The 26,287-nt window shown below is 48.1% G+C and carries 21 protein-coding genes; 6 read left to right on the top strand and 15 right to left on the bottom strand.

Annotated features, from left to right (window positions below; genetic code table 11):
- Positions 1 to 46 precede the first annotated feature (46 nt).
- Positions 47 to 1,486 (bottom strand): NAD-dependent succinate-semialdehyde dehydrogenase, encoded by a 1,440-nt coding sequence (locus AB3351_RS02885; protein WP_371145608.1) that lies wholly within the window; start codon positions 1,484 to 1,486, stop codon positions 47 to 49.
- 273 nt (positions 1,487 to 1,759) lie between these two features.
- Between AB3351_RS02885 and AB3351_RS02880 the strand changes: the two genes are divergently transcribed.
- Both AB3351_RS02880 and putP read left to right on the top strand, forming a co-directional pair.
- Entirely contained in the window at positions 1,760 to 2,932 is a 1,173-nt protein-coding gene (locus AB3351_RS02880) for an MFS transporter (protein WP_371145607.1), read from the top strand.
- A 290-nt stretch (positions 2,933 to 3,222) separates the two neighbouring features.
- Positions 3,223 to 4,719, top strand: a complete 1,497-nt coding sequence (putP, locus tag AB3351_RS02875) for a sodium/proline symporter PutP (protein ID WP_371145606.1) — start codon at positions 3,223 to 3,225, stop codon at positions 4,717 to 4,719.
- A gap of 61 nt (positions 4,720 to 4,780) precedes the next feature.
- Here the strand turns inward: putP and proC are convergent, their stop codons facing one another.
- The 6 genes from proC to AB3351_RS02845 all read right to left on the bottom strand — a co-directional run bounded on the left by proC (position 4,781) and on the right by AB3351_RS02845 (position 15,030).
- Positions 4,781 to 5,623, bottom strand: a complete 843-nt coding sequence (gene proC, locus AB3351_RS02870) for a pyrroline-5-carboxylate reductase (protein ID WP_371145605.1) — start codon at positions 5,621 to 5,623, stop codon at positions 4,781 to 4,783.
- A gap of 240 nt (positions 5,624 to 5,863) precedes the next feature.
- A complete protein-coding gene (locus tag AB3351_RS02865) occupies positions 5,864 to 7,093 on the bottom strand; it encodes an McrC family protein (protein ID WP_371145604.1) in 1,230 nt (409 codons plus the stop codon).
- Positions 7,080 to 9,041, bottom strand: coding sequence for an McrB family protein (locus AB3351_RS02860; protein WP_371145603.1), 1,962 nt, complete (start codon positions 9,039 to 9,041; stop codon positions 7,080 to 7,082). The genes AB3351_RS02865 and AB3351_RS02860 overlap by 14 nt, the downstream gene beginning before the upstream one ends.
- Positions 9,042 to 9,060: 19 nt before the next feature.
- Positions 9,061 to 10,749, bottom strand: a complete 1,689-nt coding sequence (locus tag AB3351_RS02855) for a formate--tetrahydrofolate ligase (protein ID WP_371145602.1) — start codon at positions 10,747 to 10,749, stop codon at positions 9,061 to 9,063.
- A gap of 25 nt (positions 10,750 to 10,774) precedes the next feature.
- The gene (locus AB3351_RS02850; protein WP_371145601.1) at positions 10,775 to 13,870 is read right to left on the bottom strand and encodes an AAA family ATPase; all 3,096 of its coding nucleotides are present in this window, start codon (positions 13,868 to 13,870) and stop codon (positions 10,775 to 10,777) included.
- Positions 13,867 to 15,030, bottom strand: a complete 1,164-nt coding sequence (locus tag AB3351_RS02845; RefSeq protein WP_371145600.1) for an exonuclease SbcCD subunit D — start codon at positions 15,028 to 15,030, stop codon at positions 13,867 to 13,869. The genes AB3351_RS02850 and AB3351_RS02845 overlap by 4 nt, the downstream gene beginning before the upstream one ends.
- A 164-nt stretch (positions 15,031 to 15,194) precedes the next feature.
- Here AB3351_RS02845 and AB3351_RS02840 point away from each other — a divergent pair, with 164 nt between their 5' ends.
- Positions 15,195 to 15,404, top strand: a complete 210-nt coding sequence (locus AB3351_RS02840) for a YrzA family protein (RefSeq protein ID WP_371145599.1) — start codon at positions 15,195 to 15,197, stop codon at positions 15,402 to 15,404.
- A 51-nt stretch (positions 15,405 to 15,455) separates the two neighbouring features.
- Here AB3351_RS02840 and AB3351_RS02835 read toward each other — a convergent pair whose 3' ends face one another.
- From AB3351_RS02835 to AB3351_RS02825, 3 genes are all read right to left on the bottom strand, one after another.
- Complete coding sequence (locus AB3351_RS02835) at positions 15,456 to 16,301, bottom strand: patatin-like phospholipase family protein (RefSeq protein WP_371145598.1); 846 nt, start codon at positions 16,299 to 16,301, stop codon at positions 15,456 to 15,458.
- A gap of 139 nt (positions 16,302 to 16,440) precedes the next feature.
- A complete protein-coding gene (locus AB3351_RS02830; protein WP_371145597.1) occupies positions 16,441 to 16,614 on the bottom strand; it encodes a hypothetical protein in 174 nt (57 codons plus the stop codon).
- A 142-nt stretch (positions 16,615 to 16,756) separates the two neighbouring features.
- Complete coding sequence (locus tag AB3351_RS02825) at positions 16,757 to 17,446, bottom strand: flagellar brake protein (protein ID WP_371145596.1); 690 nt, start codon at positions 17,444 to 17,446, stop codon at positions 16,757 to 16,759.
- A 391-nt stretch (positions 17,447 to 17,837) separates the two neighbouring features.
- Here AB3351_RS02825 and AB3351_RS02820 point away from each other — a divergent pair, with 391 nt between their 5' ends.
- The 3 genes from AB3351_RS02820 (at position 17,838) to AB3351_RS02810 (ending at position 20,653) form a co-directional block, all read left to right on the top strand.
- The gene (locus tag AB3351_RS02820) at positions 17,838 to 19,499 is read left to right on the top strand and encodes an MDR family MFS transporter (RefSeq protein WP_371145595.1); all 1,662 of its coding nucleotides are present in this window, start codon (positions 17,838 to 17,840) and stop codon (positions 19,497 to 19,499) included.
- A 22-nt stretch (positions 19,500 to 19,521) separates the two neighbouring features.
- Complete coding sequence (locus AB3351_RS02815; protein WP_371145594.1) at positions 19,522 to 20,358, top strand: aldo/keto reductase; 837 nt, start codon at positions 19,522 to 19,524, stop codon at positions 20,356 to 20,358.
- Between the two features lie 115 nt (positions 20,359 to 20,473).
- Entirely contained in the window at positions 20,474 to 20,653 is a 180-nt protein-coding gene (locus tag AB3351_RS02810; RefSeq protein ID WP_371145593.1) for a hypothetical protein, read from the top strand.
- A 70-nt stretch (positions 20,654 to 20,723) separates the two neighbouring features.
- On the opposite strand, the gene AB3351_RS02805 is transcribed toward AB3351_RS02810, so the two are convergent.
- The 5 genes from AB3351_RS02805 to AB3351_RS02785 all read right to left on the bottom strand — a co-directional run bounded on the left by AB3351_RS02805 (position 20,724) and on the right by AB3351_RS02785 (position 26,232).
- On the bottom strand, positions 20,724 to 23,123 hold the full coding sequence (locus AB3351_RS02805) for a penicillin acylase family protein (RefSeq protein ID WP_371145592.1): 2,400 nt from the start codon (positions 23,121 to 23,123) through the stop codon (positions 20,724 to 20,726).
- A 222-nt stretch (positions 23,124 to 23,345) separates the two neighbouring features.
- A complete protein-coding gene (locus AB3351_RS02800) occupies positions 23,346 to 23,516 on the bottom strand; it encodes a twin-arginine translocase TatA/TatE family subunit (RefSeq protein ID WP_371145591.1) in 171 nt (56 codons plus the stop codon).
- Positions 23,517 to 23,531: 15 nt separating this feature from the next.
- Positions 23,532 to 25,130 carry a flavin monoamine oxidase family protein gene (locus AB3351_RS02795; RefSeq protein ID WP_371145590.1) on the bottom strand — a complete coding sequence of 533 codons (1,599 nt, stop codon included), beginning with the start codon at positions 25,128 to 25,130 and terminating at the stop codon, positions 23,532 to 23,534.
- Between the two features lie 268 nt (positions 25,131 to 25,398).
- A complete protein-coding gene (locus AB3351_RS02790) occupies positions 25,399 to 25,713 on the bottom strand; it encodes a hypothetical protein (RefSeq protein ID WP_371145589.1) in 315 nt (104 codons plus the stop codon).
- 162 nt (positions 25,714 to 25,875) lie between these two features.
- Entirely contained in the window at positions 25,876 to 26,232 is a 357-nt protein-coding gene (locus AB3351_RS02785) for a hypothetical protein (RefSeq protein ID WP_371145588.1), read from the bottom strand.
- Positions 26,233 to 26,287 lie beyond the last annotated feature (55 nt).

The following is a 26,287-nucleotide window of genomic DNA, read 5'->3' as shown; positions in this document are numbered from 1 at the left end:
AAAGCGCCCCATTCCGGAGGCGCTTTTCTTCTTATCCTAATAATGATTAAATAACAGTGGAGATAAACTTCGTTTCAAGGAAGTCAGCTAATCCGTCTGGACCACCTTCACGTCCCATCCCGCTTTCTTTCATACCGCCAAACGGCCCCTGGACAGTGGTCGGTACCGCGTCATTAACACCAACAATCCCGTATTCAAGCGCTTCGGCTACGCGTGTCGCCCGTGACAGGTCCTTTGTAAAGAAGTATGCAGCCAGGCCATACAACGTATTATTGGCTTTCTCGATCGCTTCTTCGTCTGTGCGGAATGTAAATACCGGAGCGACTGGCCCAAAGGTTTCTTCATGCGAAATCAACATCGCATCATTTACATTTGTCAGGATGGTCGGCGCATAGAAGAAGCCTTTCTCCCCACCCTCTGGCGTATACTCGCGTCCGCCTGTTGCAACAAGCGCACCCTTCCTTACCGCGTCCTCTACATGGCTTTTAACCTTCTCCACCGCAGATTGGTCGATCACCGGCCCAAGCTCCACATCTTCTTCTAGTCCGTTGCCGATTTTCATCGCCTCTACTTTTTGTGTAAAGCGCTTCGTAAATTCTTCTTCAATCGACTCATGAACATAAATGCGGTTGGCGCAAATGCATGTTTGTCCACTATTGCGGAATTTGCTCGCAATCGCTCCATCTACCGCCCTATCAAGATCCGCATCCTCAAATACGATGAGCGGAGCATGACCGCCAAGCTCCATCGAGACACGCTTCACCTGATCCGCCGCCTGCTTCATCAATTCTTTACCGATTTCTGTAGAGCCGGTAAAGGTAATTTTACGGATACGCTTATCGGTAAGCAGTGCATGACCAATTTTGCTCGAACTTCCAATCACAAGATTGATGACACCTTTTGGCATTCCTGCCTCTTCCGCAATTTTGAAGAACTGTACCGCGCTTCCGGGCGTTTGGCTGGCCGGCTTGAATACAACTGTGCATCCGGCGGCAAGCGCAGGTGCAATCTTCCTCGTCACCATTGACAACGGGAAATTCCAAGGGGTAATGGCCCCCACTGGTCCCACCGGCTGACGGATTGCCTGCAGACGCTTATTCTTCATACCCGCCGGGATTGTCGTGCCATATACACGCTTAGCTTCTTCGGCATTCCACAACACATAGTCAGCGGCAATCTTTACCTCACCGCGCGATTCCCGAATCGGCTTGCCCATCTCCAGCGAAATCATTCGAGCCAGTTCTTCTTGCTGCTTCTGCATCAACTCATACATGCGAACCATAATGGCTGCCCGCTCTGGCGCAGGTGTAGCAGCCCACTCTTTAAAGGCCGTATGACTTGCCTCAATTGCTTTGGCCGTATCGCGTTCGTCTCCATACGGTGCTACGCTTACTACTTCACCTGTACCTGGGTTTACGACATCGTATACATCACCTGAGATTGCATCTTGCCATTCTCCGTTAATAAACAGTTGATACTTTTGCATTCTGATTCACCCCACTACTAGATTTCATAAGCCGGAATCCGGGCTTATCCCAACTTCAACCTTCTCTATCCTATAGCTTGCTTCCTGCCGCATTTTCAATTTTTTCCTCAGAAGCAGCACATCAGACATGCATACAGCATCAAAATAATGGGAATAAACACATCTTTTCTACCTTAGTCACACTTGACTATTCAAGTAGGAAAGTCGTATAATCACAGTCAGATTGATTAAAACTTACGCGTTTACGGACGGATAGATAATGAGGTGTATTATATGGAGAATAAGAAAGCACTCCCTGTTTTATTTGCTGTAATGTTTCTTGTCATGGTAGGTTTTGGCATCATCATTCCGGTTCTTCCTTTCTTCGCTGAACAAGTGGGCGCTACGCCGGCGCAGCTTGGATGGCTAATGGCGGTATATTCGCTTATGCAGCTATTATTCGCTCCGATGTGGGGCAGTATCTCGGATCGGATCGGTCGCAAGCCCGTTATGCTAATTGGTATTACAGGACTTTCACTGTCCTTTTTCCTATTCGCATTCTCAGATGAGTTGTGGATGCTTTTTGCAGCCCGCATTCTTGCTGGGTTTCTTTCATCGGCCAATATGCCGACAACTATGGCGTATGTAGCCGACATTACAACCCCGGAAGATCGGGGAAAAGGAATGGGCATCATCGGCGCAGCTGTTGGACTTGGATTTATTTTTGGTCCGGCTATTGGCGGTATATTTTCCAAGAACAGCCTAAGTACACCTTTTCTTATTGCTGGGATCGTATCAGCGATTACAGTGTTCTTCGTCTTATTTGTTCTTAAGGAATCGCTGCCGAAAGAGAAGCGCATCCAATCTTCTAGCAAGACGAAGGAATCGCGCTGGAAAGCGTTCAGCGGTCCGACCTCTGTTCTGTATGTTCTGCAATTGTTTGTTTCCTTCTCACTTGCAGGCTTAGAAGCAACCTTCGCTTATTTTGCATTCGATCGGGCGGGGATTGGCACTACCAATCTTGGGTATATTTTTATGATTATGGGGCTTGCCGGAGCAGTAGTCCAGGGAGGACTCGTCGGCCGGCTAACCAAAAAATTCGGGGAAGGCGCAGTAATACAGATGGGGCTTGTCGTATCAGCCATTGGCTTTGGTCTCATTCTTTTTACAAATAGCTTTACGACGGCTGCGATTTTCCTGACGATCTTCGGCCTTGGAAATGGCGTCATCCGCCCAAGTGTATCGGCTCTGATAACGAAGCGGACAGAAGTCGGGCAGGGAAGCGCCACCGGGCTGTTGTCCTCGTTTGATTCATTGGGCCGTATCGCCGGACCTCCAATCGGCGGTATGCTTTATTCAATGCAGATAGGGCTGCCGTACGTATCAGGTCTTATCATCTCAGCGTTAGCCTTTATTCTGTATAGGCTGTATGTGAAACGAGAACAAAAAAATACTATAGCCATATGAGCTTTACACTGACCGCGCTCTCTTCTGAGTCGCGGTCTTCCTTTTCTATCCATATCTGTAGGTTGATTCATGAACGAAAATTCATATTAGTTTTACTTCTTCTATTTTTAGTAAGCGCTTACATCTTTGTTATATCAATCGTTCTGCTAACTATATTGCCTGAAAATTCAAGTTTGATCGCCTTGAATGCACGGGTAACGTCTGGTAGTGTAGTAACTCGTAAGCAAAATCGAGTGAGAACGGATATGCACCATACACTTAAATCATTGATGTAAGGAGAGACGCTTATTTTGCAAGTACAAGTACTAATTTCAATTACAGTTTACATGGCTCTTATGCTCTTTATCGGGTACTGGGCATACCGCCGCACATCGGATTTATCCGATTACATGCTCGGTGGGCGCGGTTTAGGCCCTGGCGTTACCGCGCTTTCTGCCGGTGCTTCTGATATGAGTGGTTGGATGCTGATGGGACTTCCTGGCGCAATGTATGCGACAGGTTTATCAAGCGCATGGATCGCAGTAGGACTGCTTATCGGTGCGTATGTGAATTATCTTGTAGTCGCGCCACGTCTGCGTACGTATACCGAAGTGGCTAATGACTCCATTACAATTCCTGACTTTCTAGAAAATCGCTTCAAAGACCGTACGAAAATCATCCGTTTTACTTCCGCCGCTGTCATTCTTGTGTTCTTTACGCTTTACTGTACAGCAGGAATGGTATCCGGCGGACGCTTATTTGAAAGCTCATTCGGCCTTGATTATAAAATCGGCTTATTTGTCACAGCAGGCGTCGTTGTCGCTTATACACTATTTGGCGGCTTTCTCGCGGTAAGCTGGACAGACTTTGTGCAAGGGTGCATCATGTTTATCGCCCTCATTCTCGTTCCCATCGTTGCGCTTACAGACGTAGGCGGTTTCCAGGCGACGTTTAGCGAAGTTCGCAACATTGACCCAACATTGCTTGATTTATTCAAAGGAACATCCGTTATCGGCGTGATTTCGTTCCTCGCCTGGGGACTCGGCTACTTTGGACAACCTCATATTATTGTACGCTTTATGGCTATTACATCGGTCAATGAATTAAAGCCAGCTCGTCGGATTGGAATCGGCTGGATGGCTGTCTCGATTCTTGGCGCGATGTTCACCGGTCTGGTTGGTATCGCTTACTATTCAAAAAATAATATGAAATTGACTGATCCAGAGACAGTCTTTATCCAGTTCTCCAATATTCTGTTTCATCCGTTAATTACAGGATTTCTATTGGCGGCGATTCTCGCTGCGATTATGAGTACGATTTCTTCGCAGCTTTTGGTCACATCTAGCGCAGTTACAGAAGATTTCTATAAAGCGTTCTTCCGCCGCAACGCAACCGATAAAGAGCTTGTATTCATCGGACGACTCTCTGTCCTGCTTATTGCAGTCATTGCTATTTCACTTGCCTTCAATGCCAGTGAAACCATTCTTGGACTTGTCGGGTATGCATGGGCAGGCTTTGGTTCGGCATTTGGACCGGCCATTCTTCTAAGTCTGTATTGGAAGCGCATGACGAAATGGGGCGCACTTGCCGGTATGATTGTCGGTGCCATCACGGTTATTACATGGGTACAAATGGATCTGTCTGATACATTATATGAGATGATCCCCGGCTTCTTCAGCAGCCTAATCGCAGTCATTATCGTTAGCCTGCTGACCAAAGAACCGAAGGCTTCCGTACAAGATACATTTGAAGAGATGGAAGAAACCATGGTTGAAGAAATGAAAAACGGTACTTCCGCAAACGTATAAAATCAGAAAAAAGAGGATTCCCTATAGCTGGGAATCCTCCTTTTTTTTACGTGTATATAAATTACGAACGAACAGGAAGCTTCTCAAATTCTTCACTGAGTTCCCGCGACCGTGCTGCTGCACTTTCAATAGCTGCCTTGATGGCTGCTCCGCCTCCATTTTCTTGAAGCGCGGTAAGGCCCGCAGCAGTCGTGCCGTTCGGCGATGTCACCTTTTTGCGCAAGGCTTCAGGGGACTCATCGGTCTCCATTAGCATTCGACTTGCACCGAAGATCGTCTGCACAGCAATCTCGCGTGCAAGACGGGCGTCTAGTCCGTTCTCCTGCCCTGCTTTCTCCATCTGTTCGACAAGATAGTAGATATACGCTGGACCGCTCCCTGCAATTCCTGTAAAAACATCCATCTGTTCTTCTTCAATACGGTTTACTGAACCGATCGAATCAAGCAGCGCTTCAGCAAGCGCCATATGTTCCGCCGCCGCATGTTGGCCCTTCGCAATAGCTGTAGCTGATTCACCGATTGTACTTGACGTATTCGGCATCACGCGGATTACCGGCTGCTCAGCTGTCAATATCTCAGCAATATAGGCTGAAGAGATGCCGGCGAGCACCGAGAGGATCAATTGCTTAGAATGCACGTCCGCTTTGATTGCCTCAAGCACACTCTCCGCGTCCTTCGGCTTGACAGCCAGGACGATAACATCGGCTTCCGCGATCTTCGCATCTTCTAACGCTGCCGTACGAATTCCATATTGCTCAGCGAGGTTTTTCCTTCTGTCTGTGTTGCTGCGATTGACGGCTGTAATCTGTTGCGGTATCAACTTCTGCTGCGCCACCATCCCGGCGATCATGGCCTCGGCCATCGAACCCGCTCCGATAAAGATGATGGTTTTGTCTTTGAGCATCAAATGCCTCCTTTTTTGTTACAGTAGCCTCACTACCTTCTGTAGAGCTACTCTTTTCATGGTACCACGATGAGCAGAGACTTCAACCGTTCTGTGCCTTTTAGTGAAAAATCAATCATTTTATAATTTTACAAATAAAAAAGAGAAGAGGAACATGACAAAACATATGCCTTCTCTCCATCTATCGTTACAACTAACTCATATCATTCTTTTTCGTCCTCGGCAATCAGTATTCGAATCTTAGACAAACAGCGCAAGCAAACGTTGGATCATCCGCCGCATATGCGCTTCCTGTTCCTCTATATTCATGGGTACATCAAGCCCCAAACTCCATCGGTATATTGTCTTATCCGTATGTAAAATCCTGTCTACCCTCTCCTCTCTTGCAGCGTAGACAAGAACGCCGGAGCGGGAGCTGCGGGCGGTCAAATAGGCAAGCATTTGAAACACATCCGCATTCTCACCCTGCCCTGTGCGAAGCTTATACTTTGTATCCACCACGATCTCTTCGCCTGATTGATGACGCAGCACCAAATCAGGCACGATACGAATCTGTCCTTCTTCACCGAGCCAATGATGCGGCTGCACAATCACTTCAATATCATGCTGCAAGAGTGCGGTCTGAAGGCGGAGTGCAACATAGCGCTCAAAAAGCTCGTTCATATCCAGCACAAAACTGTCATACAGTACCTCTCCTTTATGCATAGACAACCCGCATGAACGCCAGTATAGGGCAAGCCAAGCACATGCTTGGGTATAGGATCTGGTAAAGTGTGTGCGTGAAAGATGGGCAAGCGCCGTAAGCTGCTCGGATGGCGTGGTTCTCTCTGCCACGTCCCGCTCCTCTCCCTTCTCTGGAGCAAAGGCAGCACAAAGCCGCAAGAGTTCTAGGCGAACTCTTGCATCATGATAATCCCGCTGCGCCATGTGGTACAGCCCGGCATAAAGCAGGCGATTCACCGGTACAGAACGTGTCGGCTCATCATATGCACAAACAAAGTGGTACTCCTGCTTCATCCAATGGCCAAGAGTTGGAGCGATGCGCAGTGCGCCGCGCACATTCTCCATAGAGTCTACGCGTGTCTCATACCCGCTGCGCAGCCCACTGCGAACGATGGAGGCGCATTCCTTCATAAAGGCCTTAACCAACCATTCCACATCTCCTCTCCACTCCCCAAGCTGTGTAGAAGGGGGATGGAGTCTAAGCGAAGAGATATCATAAGCGACCGAAAGCCAATGCCATACCGTATCACTTGTAACCTTAGGCATAATATAAATCGCCGCATCAGAAAGTTCGATGCGGCCAATATAAGACGATGCCATCACATCCCATGTCTCCATAGGAGCAGAGCGGAGTGTAACGACATGATGAAATTCCGTACGCAATATCGCCACACTCTCAGGAGATAAGGAAAGTCCGCTTACTGTCTCATATTCCTTTAAACGATAGATTGGCTTACTGTCCTTCACCTGTATCTCCCTCCCTCTCCAGCAGCGCATCGAGTGTGTACTCACGAAGACGCTCCGGCTCATAGGCAAAATACTCTTCAAGATATGGAAGAACCTCATATTTCCAGATGCGCGCAAACTTCTCATCCGTTAGTCCTCTGTTCATGAAAAAGCTATGACCGAGGAAAAAATCCGGATGATTTATCTGCTTATTTGCCCGATGAACCAACTCTGCGATCCATATCATATCCGGATGGTGTTCAAGAAGATATGCGCGCAGAATTCGCTCCGTTTCACGCACCGATACATATACAGCCGGAAATCTGCGGCGCAGCGCAAAATCAAGCTGAGCCAGCGAGCGGTCCGTCGTATTCATCGTACCAATTAAATACACATTATCCGGCACAATCATTTTATCCCTTGAATATGGCAGCGGGATGGAAGAATTGCGGTATTCAAGCGCATACAGCAATTCCCCGAATACTTTGGCTGTATTCGCACGGTTGAATTCATCGATAATGAGTACGTACGCGCGGTCCCGATTCTCTTGCTTAAGTGCTTCTTGGCATAGTTCAAGAAACAGACCGGGCTTTACGTTCACCTTCATGTGTGAAGTTCCATCTTCTCCCTCTACAATCTCAGGCCGCATCCCTTCAATGAATTCTTCATACGTGTACGACGGATGAAACTGAACGAGGCAAATACGGCTGTCACTTTGTGCCATGACTTTGGCAAGCCGCTTGGCCGTGTAGGTTTTCCCTGTACCAGGTGGTCCGTATAAGATCATCTGCTTCTTCTCATACAGCACATCAAGCCACTCTGCAAGCGTCTTTGTATCAAGGTACGTATCTGCTGCCGCATCCTCAAGCGTATAAGAGCGATGTTCGACTTCCCTACGTCCGAGATGGGCATCAAGGGCGGAGAGGAAGGTGCGTTCATCCTCTACTTCAATCGTATAGAGCTTACGTAGAAAGCCCTCTTCATTCTCTTCATAAATGGTACAGATGTATTCAGATGGCACGTCCCAAATGAATACATACGCATACGTACGATCCCCCTGCGTACCAGCAAATCGCCAGATCACTTTGGACTTGTATTCTTCGGATAGACCGTATTGCACAGCATCTACTTCTTGCGCATGCGATACGATAAAATTATGGGTTTGCAAAAGATGCATCAAGCGCTGCGCCGTTCGAGATTCCTCCAGCGTCCCTTCCCTATTCTCTTCAACCTGTTCCCCTTCTGTCATACGGCGCGACACATAAAAGAGAAAATGCTGTACTTCCGGCAGGCTCCAGGCAACTCCGCTGATCTTTTCAAGCTTGCCACGCAGCGCACAGAGGCATCGGACAAATCGTACATAGGCAGCACTATCGAACGGCTTCTCCCGATCACATGTCTCATACCCGAAGTAGTTTAATGCATCCCGGTCCGCTTTATAGAAGATAGGATAGCGTCGCAAATCCTGCAGGCCCCAGAAAAAACTGAGGAAAAACGTTGCAAATTTTACGGATGCGCATTTTTGCGGTGGGTACCCGCCGGCAATTGCTGCTTTTTGTGTCCGATAGATAACTGATGCAAAATCGCTGTATTTCTTAATGGTCCATTCATATTCATTCTCTTCATGCGCTGGGATCTGAACCGCCTTGCACAGGGCTTCTGTCAGCTCATCCAGCATTCCTGCATACTCAGTCTGATTGTATATCTGATTAAAAAACATTTGACCGGAAAAACCGCTGAACCCCCAAATGTTTATCTTCTTGCCGTCAATCATATGTTTGCTTTTTGTTTTATGATCCAGCACCTTCTTAAACTGTGCAAGCGTCAGATCACCTAGGCATAGCTTCTCTAGCTCATGAAAGTGCGAGAGGAACGCTGCGCGCGCCTCATCAATGCTGTGATTCTGCAGGCGGTTCACCTCATCTGCTTGATACGCCTGCAGCCATGCGGTAAGCTGTTCTTCTGGCAAGGGGCTCCCCCTCTCTTCCTTAGAATAACCCGGAAATCCGTCCCTTCTTATCTACATCCATCCGCAGCGCGGCCGGCTGCTTCGGCAAGCCAGGCATCGTCATGACATCTCCGGTCAAGGCGACGATGAATCCCGCACCAAGCGAAGGACGAAGCTCACGCACCGTAATCATGAATCCGCTTGGACGACCAATGCGCGCAGGGTTATCGGAGAAAGAATACGGGGTCTTTGCCATACAAACCGGCAGCTTGGACCAGCCATACCGGTCATATTCTGCAAGCTGCTTCCTGGCCTGTTCGGTGAACCTGACACCATCCGCACCGTATACTTTGGTTGCTACTGCCTCGATCTTCTCCGCAAGCGGTGCATCCACTTCATAAAGGAAGCGGAAATGATTGTCCGCACGCTCCACTGTCTCTATGACAGTACGTGCCAAGGCTTCACCCCCCGCGCCCCCATGCTCCCATACCTCTGTGAGAGAAAACGGGACGCCCTGCTGCTCACATATCATCTGAAGAGCTTGTCTCTCCCGTTCTGTATCAGTTGGAAACCGATTTAAAGCGACCACAAGCGGCAGACCGAACTGTCGGATCGTATCCATGTGTTTCTCCAAATTCACCGCACCGCGCCGCAGTGCTTCAACATCTTCGACGGCCAGCTTTTCCTTTGCGACCCCGCCATGCATCTTCAGTGCACGAATGGTCGCCACCAGCACCACCGCGTCCGGCTTTAACCCGCCGCGACGGCATTTAATATGCATGAACTTCTCAGCGCCAAGATCAGAGCCGAATCCCGCTTCGGTAATCGTATATTCGCCAAGCTTTAATGCCATCTTCGTTGCGATGAGACTGCTGCAACCGTGGGCAATATTGGCAAACGGACCGCCATGAATCAGTGCAGGCGTATGCTCAAGGGTTTGGACAAGGTTTGGCTTGATGGCTTCTTTGAGAACGAGCGTCATTGCCCCCTGTGCATCAAGATCCTTTACATATACGGGCATTCCTTCATATGTATAAGCGATCAGCATGCGGCCGAGCGCTTCTTTTAACTCGCTCAGATTCTCAACCAGACAAAGAATCGCCATGATCTCAGAGGCTACGGTAATATCGAATCCAGCTTCGCGCGGAACCCCATTGACCTTGCCCCCAAGACCGATCACAATCTCACGCAATGCCCGATCATTCATATCTACGACCCGCTTCCATACGATGCGCCGCGGATCTATATGCAGCTCATTCCCTTGGTAGATGTGATTGTCCACAAGAGCCGCTAACAGATTATGCGCTGTCGTAATGGCATGAAAATCCCCAGTAAAATGCAGGTTAATATCTTCCATCGGAATCACCTGGGCATAACCGCCACCCGCAGCTCCGCCCTTCAAACCAAAATTCGGGCCAAGCGATGGTTCCCTCACCGCTACAATCGCCTTTTTGCCGAGCCGATTGAGTGCCTGGCCCAGACCAACCGTAACCGTCGTCTTCCCTTCACCCGCAGGCGTCGGACTAACCGCTGTGACGAGTACAAGCTTCCCATCCATTCTCGTACGCAGCTTCTCCATCATAGAGAGGGATAGCTTGGCTTTCGTGCGGCCGTATGGCTCCCATTCGGCCTCTGTTAAACCAAGTTGCTGAGCGATCTTCTCGATCGGTTGGATCGCTACCTCCTGGGCGATTTCAATATCTGTTTTTATCGGAATGGTCGTTTTCATATGCAGTCAAGACTCCTTTGCGATTCTATTCCTTTAACACAAAGCGCGTCCGGCTATAGCCTTCTTTTGTTTTATGCACATCGAGCGTAGCCGGCATTGCATTTTTTAATTCCTGTACATGTGAGATAACCCCGATCATTCGACCTGAACTCTGCAGCTCAATTAAGGTATCAATCGCTTTTTGCAGAGTTTCATCGTCGAGCGAACCAAATCCCTCATCAATAAACATCGTCTCAATGGAAATACCACCCTGATAGGCTTGGATCACATCGGCCATGCCAAGCGCAAGGCAGAGGGAGGCGTTGAACTTTTCACCGCCTGATAAGGTTTTAACATCCCGGGTCAGTCCTGTATAGCCATCATACACATCAAGCCCAAGCCCGCTCTGTCGTCCTCGCTTCTCTAAACGATCGCTTCTGCGCAGTTGAAATTGGCCGTTCGATAATCGATGCAGACGCTGATTAGCCATATAAATAATTTTCTCAAGAAATTCGATTTGCAGGTAGCGCTCAAACGAGATTTTGTATTGGTTTTCGCCGCGCACAATATTGTATAAATCGACGATACGCGCCCGTTCCTGATCAAGCTCTTTGAAAGCTTGGCCTGCCTCTTTTATCCGTTCGGCAAGTTCGCGCGCCCGCTCACGGCAAGTTAGAGCTGCTGCATGTGCTTCTCTTGCCCATTCGCACTCCGCATCCAACCGTTCCACTTCAGCCAAGAGTATAGCCAGATCCGCACGCTCTTTGCCTGCAAGCTCTTCTTCAAGGGCAGCCAGTTGCGCACGTATCGTAGCTCGCTCTTCGGTAAAACGCTCGATTTCTGCTTGATATTGTCTGCGCTCCGCCTCAGACCGCTTCGCTAGATGATAAGCCGCCTCATCTGCAAATCCCGCTTCACCGAGCGCGAGAACAAAGCGTTGCTCCGCCGCAGCCCGCCGTTGTACAGCTTCTGTGACCTGCTGTTGGGCATGCTGCACGCTGCTCGACGCTTTGATTGCTTCTTCTGAAACATTGTGGTAGTGCTGCTGAGTCTGCTTCCAACGCGTCGCAAGCATATCCCGGCGCTGTTCAGCTTCTGTAAGCTGTATCTGCAAGCGCGCAAGGGAACGCAATGCTTCTGGTATTTTATGCAGATCGGCCTTATATACGGCCCGCTCCTTCTCATAGTCCATACGCACAGCATGAAGGGCTGCTGTCTTGCGCTCCTTTTCCTCTGCTTGTATCTCCAGGTGTTTCTCTATTGCTTCATGTTCCTGCTTCTGTACAGCAAGCTGCCGCTCCTCTTCCTCAAGCTGCTCCACTTCCTGCCGCAAAGCCTTCCCTTCCTCCAGAAAAGCCGGATATCGCTCGATCGCTGTCTCTATATCAAATCCGTACTCTACGATATCTTGTGACAGCTTCCCAAGTGCCGCCTGCTCTGCCTGCCACCTTGCATCGGCTTCCCTAAACGCCGCTTCTTTTTCCTCTTTCTCCTGCCGCTTCTCCTGTACAAGCTCCTTGGTTACTCCAGCCTCTCCTGTATCGGCTTTCTGTGGATGTTCAGTACTGCCGCAGACCGGACACGGCATTCCGTCATGCAAGTGCTGGGCAAGAACAGCGGCCTGTCCATCTAGAAATCGGCGCTCGATCGCTTCATACTCTATCCGCGACGCTTCATAGCTATTCCGCTTGGCTGTTGTGTTGCGCTCCCAATGTTGAATCTGTTCTACCATCCCGACATACCGCTTCAATACAGCACCCTGCGCCCGCATCTCTGTGAGAAGTACTCGCTTTTCGCTCAACTTCCCTACCCGCAGCTCCATCTGCTTTATTTCCTGCAGGATGGCGGCCTTCTTTTCTTTCCCGGTCTGCCACGCCTGTTCAGTCTGTGTCAACTGTGCCTGAAGTGTTTCTGCCTGCCGCTTATATGCGACAAGCGTGCTTTCCTTTTTGTGTAACGACTCCACCAGCGGAAGTAATTCCCGCAGATGATCGGCTTCACGAAATGCAGCCTGCCGTTCTTCTTCGCCCGCTTCTTCCTTGCGATACGCCGTCTCCGCTATACGAAGGGCTTTCTTCACTTCCGCTTCCGTCCGCTCTGCCTCCGCTACCTGCTGCCGCTTCCGCTCCTCATCTAGGCGGGTACTGCTTCGCTGCTCCTCATGAAGTTCCATCCGACTCGCTTGTTCGGCAAGCGCTACTATTTTCTCTATTTCTTTCATTTCCTGAGCTTTATGCTTTAGCAGCACGTCACGTGCGCGCTTCTGCTCTAGTTCCTCAAACCGCTCATTCACCATCCGTGCGCGGTGATATGCTTCATTTTTTGCTTTATACATCTCTTCCGCTTGGGATTTAGCGATCTGATGGATCGTTGTCTGTGTATCATGATGGACATATTCCGCATCGAGCCCTTTGAGAATCTGTTCAATATTGCGGTACGGTTGCTTGAGTGTGTCAAATAAAAGAGAGCCCTCGCGCTCCGGCAGAACAGCATGAATCTGACTTATGTATTTCTCCTGCTCCTTCTCTCCGCCTCGACACTTCTCTTCCGCTTCCCTGCGGCGGCGGTTAAGTGCATCTACTACGGATTGATATCGTTCCGTCTTAAAGATACGGCGCAGGATTTCTTCCTTATTCTCCGTATCGGAAGTGAGTAGCTTACGGAATTCACCCTGCGGCAGCATCACGATCTGACTGAACTGCTGCTTCGTCAGACCAAGTAAATCCTCAATTTTTCCATTGACATCTTGGACTGTAAACCGGTCGACACAAGGCTGCTCTCCATCCCCGTCCACTTCATACAGTTCGATCTGTGCTCCTGTCGCCGTCTTATTTCCCGCTTTTACATGGCTTAGCTGCCGGAACACCCGATAGCGGCGACCTTTTAGTTCAAACAACAGGTCGACAGACGTATGATGATCATCCTCCGCGAAGTGACTGCGCAGAAAGCGTGGGTCACTGCGTTCTTCACCGCTTGCTTCGCCATACAGGGCAAAGCAGATCGCATCAAAAATTGTCGTCTTTCCGGCTCCTGTCGTTCCGGAAATAGCAAACAGGCGATGCTCACCAAGCTGTGTAAAATCGATCTCTTCCTTATATTTATACGGACCAAAAGCAGACATGATCACACGAATCGGCTTCATACGCGCTCCCCTTCTTTGGCGAATACTTCTTCAAGCACCGAGCGGAATACTTCTTCCTTCTCCGCGCTCAACTCCGCTCCTTTTACTTCCTTATAAAATGCACGAAATAACGCCACATCATCCTTCTCTGCAGGCTCTATGCGCTCCGCCGTTAGCTCTTCAGCCTGCGGAATCATCAACTGCTGTGTAACATGCATCGCATAAGGATAGACCGAGCGGATGCGCTCCATTGCTGAGAGTACCGGGTTCTCATCCGTTAGCTGTACGAACACGTAATCATCACTTCGCTCATGCCGCTCCAACTCTTCCATGGTAGCACGCACCGTACGCATATCCCGGCGCGGGGCAAGCAGACGCTTGTCCACACGAACCTGACCCTCCCCGTCCATCTCTACAATATAGAAGCCCTTCTTGTGCTTCTCTTCCGAAATGGAGTACTTAAGCGGTGAACCCGCATAACGAATCGTCTCATCTCCAACATGATGGGCTTGATGCAGATGACCGAGCGCCGTATACTGAAATGGCTTAAAATAACGGGCATGAACATATTCTGCACCACCGATGGAAAGCGGTCGTTCCGCATCACTCGCATTCTCCATGTCTTCCTTCTCGCCTGACGGAGTAACGAATGCATGACCAACGAGCACACAGCGCACACCAGGGATACGAGCTTCAAGAATACGATTTGTAATCGCACGGGCAGCATCATCATGGGTGCGAATCTCTTCATCCCCAAGCACTGTACGTACGCGGCTTGGGTCTGCATACGGCACAAGGTACACATGTACCGGTCCGTATTCATCATGAAGCACCACCGGCGCAAAATCGCCATCAAGCCGTCCCGAAAGATACAGGCCCTGTCCCTGCATAATGCTGCTGGCAAAGGCAATGCGGTCCGGACTGTCATGATTGCCTGCGATGGCAAGCACCGGTGTCTTCTGATTCACTACAAGCTCATGCAGCGTTCGATTTAATAGCTCTACCGCTTCTGTAGGCGGTACGGCCCGATCATATAAATCGCCCGCAATCAATATAGCATCGGGCTTCTCTTCCCGTACTGCATCAATAAACTGGTGCAAGATATATTCCTGATCTTCCGTCATGTATACGGACTGAATGATCTTTCCTAAGTGCCAATCGGCTGTATGAAAAAATTTCACGCCTACACTCCCCCGATTCGATTCACTATTTTTCTCTATTCTATCAAAAACTGCTAGGTGAACGAAGTCCTGACTCGTGAAAAGACGAACTTTCCCCTATCGCTTCCTCCCTCTATAATAAAAGAGACAGCATACAAAAGCACCGTAAAAAAAGGAGAGAACCTATGGATTTCAAACTCGAACGCATTCATGACAAAGTAGAGTTTTTTGAAGCGCACGATCTAAAGACACTAGAGAGAAAAATCGACGAGCAAATCGAAAACAACAAAGTGCTCATGCTTGAAGTGCATTCCGTTACGCATCACGTAGCCTTTGCACCGGATGCGGCACGCCCCTTATATACTGCAGTTGTCCATTTTAAAGCGAAAGCATAACACGCAAAAAGCGAAGCGCAAATATAACTCTATCTGCGCTTCGCTTTTTTGTTACACAGCCAGCCACTGTGCAAGTGCATCGGCTGTCCGCTTTGCATCCTCGTATCCTTGATCATACAATCTGCCCAACTTCTCTTTGTTCTTCTCCATCCGATCAACTTCAATAGGACGCGTAGGCCGGATAACAAAAACCCGTCCCTCACGCTCTAATTGTTCGATGTATGCAAGCGTCTCATTGTATACTATATGGCGACGGATGAGACTACTCACAAGACCCGGATACTTTTTATATACTTTTCCAGCAAGCCATTTTAGCTTGAACGCTTCTTTTTGATATCCTTTATTACGTGTAAGAATGATCACATTCTTCTCATTGCCATCTGCGATCGCTTTGCGAATCGGGATCGGATCTGAGACTCCGCCATCTAGCAATTCCTTTCCGTTAATCGTCACAGCCGGAGATACAAACGGCAAACTGCATGATGCGCGCAGCACCGTTAACATGTCCGCTGAATCTTTTGAGAAATAGACAGGCTCCCCGGTTATGCAATCCGTCGTACCCACCATAAAACTCTGAGAAGACGAGTAAAATGTATCAAAATCAAACGGCACCAGCCGATTGGGAAGTTCGTCAAAAATAAGGTTCATACCAAATAAACTTTTTTCACGGAATAAATTCCGATAGCTAAGATATTGCGGATGATTAATATAATCAATGGTCACTTTCTTATTTCGGCCTTTTTGCTTCGCAACATAGGATGAGCCGTGACAAGCGCCTGCCGATACGCCAATCACATACGGAAAGTATAGGCTATGTTCAATAAAGAAATCGAGCACTCCACCCGAATAGACGCCTCGCATTCCGCCTCCTTCAAGCACCAATCCAGTCCGCTCCATCGTTTCACCTTCTTTACTTTATTTTCCTCTATCCCTTACTATAAATTATTAAAAGGCAAAACGCAAAAAGCGCCCATGAAGTGATTATTGCAATCACCGGGCGCTTCATCTCTATTGATCGTCGTATATTTCAATGTAGTTATCCTACTAATTGCAGCACGTTCACTTTCTCTTCTGCCGTCTTCGTCTGTACCTTCTCCATCAACGCATACGCCGGAAACGACGGATAACCGAAATCCTCAATATCCATGCAGCTTTGGCAAACATGCATTTCTTCTGTACGTGTACCGCAAACGACACAATGCTCTTTCATTTTCTTATACCCTCCTTAAGGTATGTGCTTCTTCTTCTCGTGTTTATTGTATTATAGGAATGGTAAGGAAATATTGGCACTTGTTGACGTTTCAGTAAACATTTCATGAACGCGATGTGATCATTGACAGAATCATTCAACATTACGGCAGTGCTTTGTTTTTGATCTCCAACTGTCTGGCAAAGCAATAGCGAATGATTTTTTCTCTATGCACTTCCGCAATTTCATCATACGTAAGGGCGACCGTTTGCAGACCGTTCACATCAGGTGCAGAACGGCGGATGATTTTCGCTTTTAGCGGAATGCATAACTCCTGCTTTGTTTTTATGTTCTGCGGACCGATTTCTGGGACATACAATTTACATGCGAGAATATGAATGCCATCAGGCCAAGGCGTTTTGGCACTGCACATGAATTTAATGCCTCCACCGCTTACATCAACTGTAAGACCGGCATACGTTTTTGGTTCACCTTCTGTATCCCAGAAGAAATCGAGCTTTAATTTTGTTGGTACGCGAAGATAATCCCTGCGTTGAATACGCCGGATTGTGTCTGCTGCAGGCTTAATAAGCACCAGCATGGGAATGTTCTCACGCTTTCGGCGGACAATGACGGTAAGAAACTCGTACTGCGCTCCGTCAGATTGAATGTAGCTTACGTACAGTGAGCTTCCATCTACAAGCAGCGCCGTATGTCCGTTCTGCTCATCAATCGGATACGTAATCATAATGAATTCATCCGTTATATCAGCCACAATCGCTTTATATTTTTTTTCTTCATTTCTTTCATCATAAGAAACAAGCCGAACCACTTGATTCACTGAAGGAAACACGGATACTCACTCCTTTATTCCTATTCACCACGTTGTTTTCCTTTGCTATTATGTGTGCATTTTGTTATACAGACTCCAATATCCGGAACTTTATTCACCTTTAACAAAATGTATATAAGAAAATATTACTACATTATCATTGGAATTCCAGACAAAATTTTTACTTCCCCCTACTTTTTGTGAATTTATTATATTTTTTCATACATTTCTCTACCATTTTACTTGCGACTAGCCTGCCTGTTGTCTGATTGACATTGTGTAGGTAAAACTATATAATCGCTATTCGTTAGAAAAACTAACAATTCAAAAAACGCTATAGTTCTTCTAGCATGCTCATGTTTTGCTTGGCGTGCATAAAAACCAGAAACAAAAAGGAGTTGAGCATAAAGACATGGAACACTTAGAACATAAGCAAAAGGTGACGATTATGATTGCCATCATCGCCGCCATGCTGTTTGCGGCTCTCAACCAAACCATTGTGGGAACCGCCCTTCCCCGTATTATCGCTGAGCTTGGCGGAATGGAATACTATAGCTGGATTTTTACTATTTATATGCTCGCTTCTAGTGTTACTGCCATTCTTGCAGGTAAATTATCAGATATTTACGGTCGTAAACCATTTATCTTGCTTGGCTTAGGCGTTTTCATTATCGCTTCTCTTCTCTGTGGTTTGGCCGAGACAATCATCCAGTTAATTTTATATCGGGCTCTACAGGGGCTTGGCGGGGGCTTGATCATGTCAACAGCGTTCACGGCGATCGGTGATTTGTTTGCCCCCAGAGAGCGTGGCCGTTGGCAGGGAGTCATGAGTGGTGTATTCGGGCTTGCCAGTGTCTTCGGCCCAACGCTTGGCGGCTACATCGTTGACAATGCCGACTGGCACTGGATCTTCTGGATTTTCCTGCCCTTCGGTATTGTCGCTTTTGCGCTGATCTTCTATATGTTCCCTTCCGTTCCGCGTAAAGAAGGGGAGGCGGTTGATTATTTCGGTTCCGTGTTTTTGACAGCGACGCTCATTCCGATGCTGCTCGCCTTTTCCTGGGCCGGTTCAAAATTCGCTTGGGGTTCTAGCGAAATTCTCAGCCTGTTTGCTATTTCACTTGCTGCGCTCACTATCTTCCTCCTGATCGAGCGCAAAGTAAAAAGCCCGGTATTGCCGCTGTTTTTATTTAAAAATAGCATCTTCACACTGTCGAACATGATCGGCTTTATGATAGGAGTTGGAATGTTCGGCGCGATTATGTATATGCCTATCTTCGTTCAAGGCGTAATCGGAACCTCTGCAACTGCATCAGGCTTTGTGATGATGCCCATGTCGCTTAGTATGGTGCTCGCAAGCTCCGTCTGCGGCCAGCTCATTACGAAGACAGGAAAGTATAAAACAATGGCCCTATTCGGCCTGTTTATCATGATTGCAGGACTTTTTCTCATGTCACGTATGGATAGCCATACGACAAATACAATAGCCGTACTTTATATGATTGTGGTGGGACTTGGACTTGGTACCGCGTTCCCTATCTTTACTCTAACGGTACAAAATGCGGTGGAGCAGCGCCTGCTCGGTGTCGCTACCGCTTCCACCCAACTATTTCGCCAGTTGGGCGGAACCGTAGGCGTCTCGGTTATGGGAACCGTGATGAGCCAGCGCATGATGGATGGCATGCAGAGGACGGCTGCCGAAGGGAGTATGGGACAGATCGCAGACAATCCTGCGCTCGCAAGCAAGCTCGCTGCACTCCAGAACCCTCAGGTGCTTATGGACCCTGCCAAGCTAGAGGCGATTCAATCCAATATCCCGGCTTCCATTCAACCGCTGTTTGACCAGCTCGTTCAGGTGCTTAGAGAAGCGCTTTCCTATTCGCTGATCGGCGTATTTCTATCGGCGGCGATAGCGGTTGGAATCGGCTTTCTGCTCACATTTTTCCTAGAGGAAATACCGCTTCGCTCTGCGGCTCCAAAAACCGAGACGGCTACCTCGCTTACAGCCGAAAAGATGATAGATGAACAGCAGAGAGAGATGGATGATGCACACAATCATAATGTGCTAAAATAAACATGACAAGGAGATGAAGCCCATGATTACCAGTATTTTTGACTGTACAACGCTGCATAATGGTGTTCGGATGCCTTGGTTTGGCCTTGGTGTATATAAGTCTCAAGATGGTGAGGAAGTGGAGAGGGCTGTACAGGCAGCCGTCAAGGTCGGCTACCGCAGCATCGACACCGCTGCACTCTACTATAATGAGGCAGGCGTAGGTCGGGCCGTACAGGCGTGCGGTGTTTCTCGCGAAGAATTGTTCATCACCACCAAAGTATGGAACACAGACCAAGGGTATGATTCTACACTGCGGGCCTTTGAAGAGAGCCGCCAAAAGCTTGGCCTTGACTACCTTGATCTATACTTAATCCACTGGCCGGTAAAGGAAAAATACAAGGATACATGGCGTGCACTAGAGACACTCTATGAAAACGGAGCGATACGCGCTATTGGTGTGTGCAACTTCCATGTGCACCATCTCGAAGACTTGCTGTCGGATGCGCGGATCGTACCTATGGTTAATCAAGTAGAATTCCATCCGCGCCTTACCCAAAAGGATCTGCTGCATTTCTGCAAAGATAAGGGTATTCAGCTTGAAGCATGGAGTCCGCTGATGCGCGGCCGACTGCTCGATGATCCTGTGCTTACCGAAATCGGACGCAACTACAACAAGACAGCCGCGCAGGTCATTCTGCGTTGGGATCTGCAGCACGGGGTTGTGACCATACCAAAATCGGTGCATGAAGAGCGAATTGCGGCCAACGCTGATATTTTTGATTTCGTGCTAACGAGTGAAGAAATGGAGCGGATTGATGCCTTGAACCGCAACGAACGCAGCGGGCAAGACCCGGATCACTTCCACTTCGACGTATAATACATGGCGCCGGATATACTTCGGCGTCTTTTTTGTGCCATCTAGTTGAAGGGGTTAGGACAAGCAGATTTTTGAAATAATGAATACTACTACACTATAAATGAGGTGGAATTCATTGTCGTCTTTTTTGCATAAGCAGCTGCGCACACAACTGCACAGCGAGATCCCTCGCTTATCTTTCTATCGTATGCTCAAAAGTACAGAATTCGATGAGCTGTGCCGCTTCTATCAGCAGGACATGATTACTCTTGCACAGTTCAAGCTGTATACCCAACGGCTCGAGAGGCTCTTCTAAGCAGCAGAAAAAAGCCCGTAAACCGGCAGACACAGCCGGATTACGGGCCTTCAGTAAGGTATATTGTTCTTTACTTTTGCGGGCGCAGCTCAAATCGTTTCTCTGTTGCCTGCTCGACCTTCTCCCGGCTGTACAATAGCGGGAAGGCTTCTCCCTTGGCCCACATCTCATACAAATCCTGATAATGCGGGTCTCTATAATCACCGGATTGTCCTGGTGAATTTACTGCAACCGATTGATCCCAGTTGCCTACATCAAGTACCATTCGATAGGAGGAGCCGCTCACCTGACGGAAATCTTTGTCTCCATAGCTTGCATCCCCTACCGTATCATCCGCTCCGCCTTTTGGAAGACGAGGCGTATCGATTTTCTCCTTTGTTTTTTCATCTACGAAGGCAGAGAGCGGATGCGTCAGCTTCGCATGGTGCAGCTCGCCCCATTTCCACTTCTCCATATCCGGTCCCAAAAGCTTTTCGACATGCTGCACCGCTTCGGTGAGTGTGCGAAGCAATAATTCATCCCGCACCTTTTCAGGATCGCTGCCAAGACGCTGATCCGGCTTTTCAACAAGCTCTAAGATAACAACCGGGTCGCCATCACCGACCAATGACTTTGCTTTTTCTGGAACGAGCTTCTCTACCATCGCTTGTCGTACATGCTGTTGATACCATACTTCAAAGAGCGCCCCTGCAGCCGAATCAGCAGACAAATTCCCATCCCACTTCTTCAGCAGTGCAAGCGCCTGTTTCTGCTTCTCATCTGAAGGCTTCAGGTGCTTCAGCAGAGGCAGCACACGCTTGGCCGGCTCGGATTGAAAATCAGATTGCAGTCGAAGCGAATCTTGAATGCTTACTTTCTTGTCCTTCTCTAATACCTCATGAATACGCTGTGAACGGAATGGTGTCGCCCATTCAAATCCCAGCTTATACATCTGAGACGGGTACTGTTTGGGCAGATTCATTTCATTGGCGGTAGCGATATAACCACGGGACGGATTATATTCCGAAGGCAGTTTCTCTGCATCTAAGAAGCCATCCCATTCATAACGCCCATCGCCCGGTACCGGAAGAAGCCCGTCCCAATTATTTCGCACAGGTGTTAACCCGCCCGGCTTCCAGCCGATATTCCCCTGTGTATCAGCATACACCTGATTCTCAGATGGGGAACCCCAGCGGCTCATTGCATTCGAGAATTCTTTCCAATTGGATGCCCGCATATATGAAATACTGCCAAGGTACGGCGCCATACCCGGCTCAAGCCAAGCGGCACGAACTGCATAGGCTTGATTTTTTGCCGTGTCCTTATAAATAACCGGGCCATGCTGCGTATATTCATACGTTACCTGCTTGGCTGCTCCATCCTTTATGGCAATCTCATCTGTTTCTTTTTTCATCGGAACCCATTTTCCTTTGTACCAGTATTCGGACGGATTATCAGGGTTCGTCTTGTAGACATATAAATCTTCCTGATCAATGGAGAAGATCGTCAATCCAAAGGCTATCTTTCCGTTGTGACCGATGGATATACCCGGCAGAATCGGCTCGCCGCCTCCGATCACATTCATACCGGGAGCGGAAAGGTGAGCAATGTAACGTAAGGACGGAGTCGCCAGAGAGCGATGCGGATCGTTGGCAAGTATCGGTCGCCCTGTCTCTGTTCGTTCTTTGCCTACCACCCAGTTGTTGCTACCGATTTTGGCCTGACGGTGTATCTCTTCTGCCAGATCATTCTCATCCGGCTTAGGTTCAACTTGATCAAAGGCAACACCTTTGGTAGCCAAATTATATACGGTCAGCACATCCTGTGGAATATCCTTATAATCGATGCCTTCCGGGATTTGCGGAGTCCACTGCGGCTCTAAGCGCTGCCTGATTTTCTCTGTCTCTGCACCAAACTGGCCAAGCGTTCTAGCACGCGCCACTTCATTTTTGATGTTACGTGTTAATCCGTGGCTGCGAATCCGCACAATGTCTTCCGGTGTCCATGCAGCAGGCTTGTACTTCAGCATCTGGAATTCCTTTGGAAGCAGCTCCGAATTTTGTCTCGTCTTCTCAATATAGGCATTGATACCGTTTACAAATGCGGTCACGATCTGCTTTGTATCCGGTCCATATGCCTCCCACTCCTTCTTCATGTCACCCCGATAAAGAAACAGTCGGGCTGCCCGATCCTGCTCCGCATAGTTAGGCCCCAGCACCTCAGAAAGCTGCCCAAGCCCCCGCTTGCGCCACAAATCCATCTGCCACAGGCGATCCCGCGCTACATTAAACCCTTGTACAAAAAAAGCATCCTCCTGGCTGGACGCATAAATATGCGGAACCCCCCACTTGTCTACCAGAATCTCCGCCGGTTTTTGTAAGCCGGCCACATCCCATGTACTCGTCTTCTCATCCTTTGCATAAACAGCCGGTAAAGCGGGTGAGGCAAGAAGCAATGCACTCATGACAACAGATACCACAGCTTTTCTCAAATGATCTTCCCCTTTCTTATGTATATAACTGAATTATTTACCATACAATAGCAAATCCCTGCTAATTATTTAATTTTTCTAAATTTTGTTACTTTAGTACGTTTTAGCAAAAATAAATATATCTTTTTGCCAATATAAAACCAGATAGAATCCATCTATTTTCTCAGACATAAAAAACCACCGCCTCTCTGCCTATGCAGAAAATGCGGTGGTCTAGCATAATTAGTACTCTCGTTTTTCATCGTCTGTCGTCCATTCACGGGCCGATTTCTTCACTTCTTTAATCGTCTGACCGAATGCACGCCCAATCTCCGGCAGCTTCTTTGGTCCAAAAACAAGCAAGGCAAGCAAGAAAATAAGAATGACACCAGGTGTTCCAATGTTGCTCAGCATATCCCAACCTCCCCGCTATACAAGTACTTTTGCTTTCACGCTCTTCGCCAGAGCCTTTGCGACCGCTTCCCCGGTCTCTACCGCTCCGTTCATATACCCTTGAAAATCCAAAGATGCATGATCGCCCGCAAAATAGCAGCGCCCCTCTACCTCACCTTCAACCCCGGCAAATCTCGTATATTGCCCGACTTTATAATAGGCATACGAACCTTTTGTCCAGCGATAGCCTGGCCAATAGTCAATCGTGGCTTTCCCATTCCACTTCGTCCCTAAACCGGGCAGCACAGGTTCAATTCCGCGCAAGAACTCTGCGGCATGACTTGTGGTACTGCCTTGAGAGAATGAACTTCCGACGGCTCCGCCGGTAAAATTAACAAGTATCCCCGATGTACCGGGCTGTGCTCGTGATACTTCCCATGTATTCTGATAGCCGGTATCTGCATACGTAGCCCCGTTACAGCCAAGCGCTTCCCAGTGGCGATCCTTAAACTGTAAAGCAAACTTCGAATTGGTTCCCATACCAAGTTCTTTGATGGCCGTCTCTTTTAATCCCTTAAAGCCCGCCTGCCTGTAATCAATCTCACGCAGAATCGAAAACGGCAGCGCAAGCACTACATAATCCGCTATTACTTCATGAACGCCTCCCCCCTCAAAAAGCAGGGTATACGTATCATCCATATTTTTTTGAATCGCAGTCAATGCATGCTGCATATGAATCTGACCTGCAAGTGATTCAGCCAAGTGGGTAACGATCTGGTCATTTCCCCCGCGCACATGATACGCTTCGTCTGAAGGGCCGAAAATCTGGAATGTCTTCTTCTCCGAGTAGCCGAGTAAATACAATAGATTAAGAGCGCTCTGTTCACTCGCTTCCGCTCCGTATTCAATCGTATAGGCAATATCGAGCAATTTGCCGAATGGAGAGAGCGTTCCACCTGATACGGTCTCGTTAATCCAGTCCGTAATCGCCATCTGATCCAACTGCAGGCCGCGCGGTGTATGCTTCTTATATGTAGTAGGATAGCCCGCATGGGTCACATCGTTATGAAGCTTGTTCCAAATCTCTGTAAAAGCTGCTGTTGCCTCACGAAACGTATACGGCGCACCAAAAAAGTGATAAAAATCTTCGGTGCCTGGCTTCTCTGCTGTAAGTAGATGATCGACTTCCAGCCCACATTCTTGAACAAGCCGGAGAATGGCTGTATGATCAGTATCGATCAATTCACCCCCATGCTCGGCAATCTGTCCTTCATCGAATACATTTCGAATACTAAAGCAGCGGCCTCCTATCCTATTGGAAGCTTCATATACTTCCGCCCTGATACCTGCTTGTTGTAAGCGATACGCACAGGTTAAACCGGCGAGCCCTGCGCCTACCACAGCAATTCGAGGAGCCAGGGCAGCTTGCGCCATCCGTGTGCCAAGGCTCCATACAGCCGGAGGTACTGCCAGCGCTGCCGTTGCAAAAGCTGCACGCTGCAAGAATTCCCTTCTAGATATGGCGGCCTCCTCTTTCTCCTGCAAGACTTGTTCGACTGTTACATTCCTTGAAGATGCTTCTTTAACGACAGAAACCGCTGCTTGTAGTCGGTTCAATAATGGCGTGCGCGCCACGTCTTCATCAGCTCCCTATTTGTAATCGAATCGAAGGCACATTCTTGCTGTCAAAAGTAATACAAGCAAGAAAAATACCAAGTAAAAATCGCAAGAAATATTATAATATTCTGATTTATAAATTCAGATATTATGCATTATTGAATATCCGATGCAAAATAGCATAAACATTTCTTCCCGCTCGATAAAAAAGCACTGACTATCTCTGTATGATACTACCATAGTCCTTTATATACATAGCCAATTAAAAATGCAGCGAGTCACCCCGCTACATTTTATTTCGCCTGCATACAAGATTTTCAAACCAATCTTCATCCTTACTATCAAGCGCAATATCTACAAGTGCATCATAATCTTCGGCCTCTAACTGAACATCCATAAGCTTTTCTGCTACATCGAGAGGTACACGAAAATGACCGCTGCGCGCCGCAGCAGCTGAAGAACCATCTTTGACTGTCGGCACGAACACTGTCATCATCATCTGGGCTTTATTTATTTCCTTGACATAACCGGTAAGAAGCAGTGCCTTTCCCTTATCATTATAAGGAAATTTCACCCATTCGCCTACGCTAAAGTGCTCCATACCTCCATCCCCTTACCTGTATGACCATTTCAAATTTCCTTACTAGTATGGTAAGCAAAGGACAGGTAATTGTTGCAGACAATTCGGGCAAAAGAATAAATTTGGGTGCGCAGCAAAATAGGCAGGAGGCTCTTCTGTGCCTCCTGCCCATACTGTCCCTGTTTATTTATGTCCGTGCGCCATCGAAATAGGCAGTCCATCTTGCGTAGGTTTTATGCGCAACCTGCGCATAATGTCATAGAACTGCTCATCTGCTTCCACCTCACCTAACGCAAGATAAAAAGCGATAAATGCCTCCCATTCATAAGGGGTATTCTCAACCGGTTCCGCTACACATTCGTATGTATGCTTGGTATTATTCCATCTCTCCAGCTTCAATAGCTCATAACGCTGAGCAATGTCATTGCGACGGGTATGTATAAGGTAGAGAGGGGAGTGCTGATCCTGGCAGTATGCGGCGGTAATATGCATATAATTATAATCATGGGCAACAATTTCTGTATATGGCAATGCAACCATGCCGCTTTTCCCTCCTTTATTGTAAGTAATTGTTTATTTTTTACCCATCTTCATA

The organism is Aneurinibacillus sp. REN35, from assembly GCF_041379945.2.
Classification (GTDB): domain Bacteria; phylum Bacillota; class Bacilli; order Aneurinibacillales; family Aneurinibacillaceae; genus Aneurinibacillus.
This window is presented reverse-complemented; position numbering and strand designations above follow the sequence as displayed.